This window comes from Bacillus sp. MBGLi79, from assembly GCF_002953915.1.
In genome coordinates this window covers 4,676,826-4,679,105 of record NZ_CP026521.1, presented here as the reverse complement: position 1 = coordinate 4,679,105, position 2,280 = coordinate 4,676,826, and the positions used below count along the sequence as shown (strand labels likewise).

Below are 2,280 nucleotides of genomic sequence, written 5' to 3'. Positions count from 1 at the left end.
TAAAATCTAATGTAAAAGTATTTATGGCAGATTTTGAGGATTCACTTGCCCCGACAAATACGAAGATGTAGTCAATCCTGCGACGAAAGAAGTGCTTTGCCAGGTGCCGATTTCGACGCGCGAGGATATCGAATACGCAGCGCAAACAGCGGCTGAAGCGTTTAAGACATGGTCAAAAGTAGCCGTTCCGCGCCGGGCAAGAATTCTATTTAACTTTCAGCAGCTTTTGACTCAGCATAAAGAGGAGCTCGCCCACCTCATCACGATTGAAAACGGAAAAAACACGAAAGAAGCGTTGGGCGAAGTTGGACGCGGCATCGAGAATGTCGAGTTTGCAGCTGGAGCGCCCTCCCTGATGATGGGAGATTCACTTGCTTCAATTGCAACCGATGTTGAAGCGGCGAACTACCGTTACCCGATCGGAGTCGTCGGCGGAATTGCCCCATTTAACTTCCCGATGATGGTACCGTGCTGGATGTTCCCGATGGCCATTGCGTTAGGAAACACATTTATTCTGAAACCTTCCGAGCGGACGCCGCTCCTGACGGAAAAGCTTGTTGAACTGTTTGAAAAAGCGGGACTTCCTAAAGGGGTCTTCAATGTCGTATACGGTGCGCATGATGTAGTAAACGGCATTCTCGAACACCCGGAAATTAAAGCGATTTCATTCGTCGGTTCAAAACCGGTCGGAGAATATGTCTATAAAAAAGGAAGCGAAAACCTGAAACGCGTTCAATCGCTGACAGGCGCTAAAAACCACACCATCGTTCTGAACGATGCCAATCTTGAAGACACGGTAACAAATATTATCGGCGCTGCTTTCGGATCTGCCGGCGAACGCTGTATGGCATGTGCAGTAGTGACGGTTGAAGAAGGGATCGCAGATGAATTCATGGAGAAATTGGTTCAGAAAGCATCTGAAGTCAAAATCGGAAACGGACTAGACGACGGTGTATTCCTCGGACCTGTCATTCGCGAAGACAACAAGAAACGCACACTCGGCTATATACAAAAAGGAGTTGAAGAGGGTGCGAGACTTGTCTGCGACGGACGTGAAAATGTGACAGATGAAGGCTATTTCGTCGGCCCGACAATCTTTGACAATGTCACAACTGATATGACGATCTGGAAAGACGAGATTTTTGCTCCTGTATTGTCAGTCATCCGTGTGAAGAACTTGAAAGAAGCGGTTGACATCGCCAACCAATCCGAATTTGCAAACGGCGCATGTTTGTTCACATCGAATTCGAATGCGATCCGCTATTTCCGTGAAAACATTGATGCGGGAATGCTCGGTATCAACTTGGGCGTACCGGCTCCGATGGCATTCTTCCCGTTCTCAGGATGGAAGTCTTCGTTCTTTGGCACATTGCATGCGAACGGAAAAGACAGCGTCGATTTCTATACGCGTAAAAAGGTCGTCACTGCAAGATATCCGGCGCCTGACTTCAATTAATTGTGAAAAAACCGAGCGGCGCGGTTCCCGCGCTGTTCGGATCATGTTTCAAGTTTGAAAAGGAGGCTTTATCCATGAGTCATTTGTTGCGCAAGCCGCAGGCGAATGAGCTGTCACAAGGCGTGAAGCTTGTACACGAAGTGAAAAAATCGAATTCGGATCTCAGTTATGTCGAGTTTAAAGTCCTTGATCTCGCACCGGGATCCAGCTATGAAGAATCGCTGAGCAAACAAGAATGCTGCATCGTCGCGCTTACCGGAAAGATTACCGTAACCGATCATGAACAGACATTTGAAAATATCGGCACGAGAGAAAGCGTTTTCGAAAGAAAGCCGACCGACAGCGTGTATGTGTCAAATGACCGCAAGTTCGGCATTACCGCGGTTACAGAGGCAAGAGTTGCCCTGTGCTATTCCCCTTCTGAAAATCAGCTGCCGACGAAACTGATCAAAGCTGAAGACAACGGTATTGAAAACCGCGGGAAATTCAGCAATAAACGAACCGTTCATAACATACTTCCGGATTCAGATCCTTCAGCGAACAGCCTTTTAGTCGTCGAAGTCTACACTGAAAGCGGAAACTGGTCCAGCTATCCGCCGCACAAGCATGATCAAGACAACCTGCCTGAAGAGTCCTTTTTAGAAGAAACATACTACCATGAACTTGACCCGCAGCAAGGCTTTGTATTTCAGCGCGTCTATACAGATGACCGTTCTATCGACGAGACGATGACTGTTGAAAATGGAAACGTTGTCATCTTGCCGGCCGGATACCAACATGTATGGTTGCCTGAAGGATACACATACTATTATTTAAACTTGATG

Annotated in this window: 1 protein-coding gene and 1 pseudogene; both read left to right on the top strand. The window is 47.4% G+C overall.

From position 1 onward, the window contains the following. Window positions 1-52: 52 nt before the first annotated feature. Window positions 53-1,456 (top strand): annotated as a pseudogene (gene iolA, locus C1T29_RS23850) (methylmalonate-semialdehyde dehydrogenase); the annotation flags it as partial. Between the two features lie 74 nt (window positions 1,457-1,530). Further along, on the top strand, window positions 1,531-2,280 hold a 750-nt coding region (gene iolB, locus C1T29_RS23845), incomplete at its 3' end, for a 5-deoxy-glucuronate isomerase (RefSeq protein ID WP_208945568.1).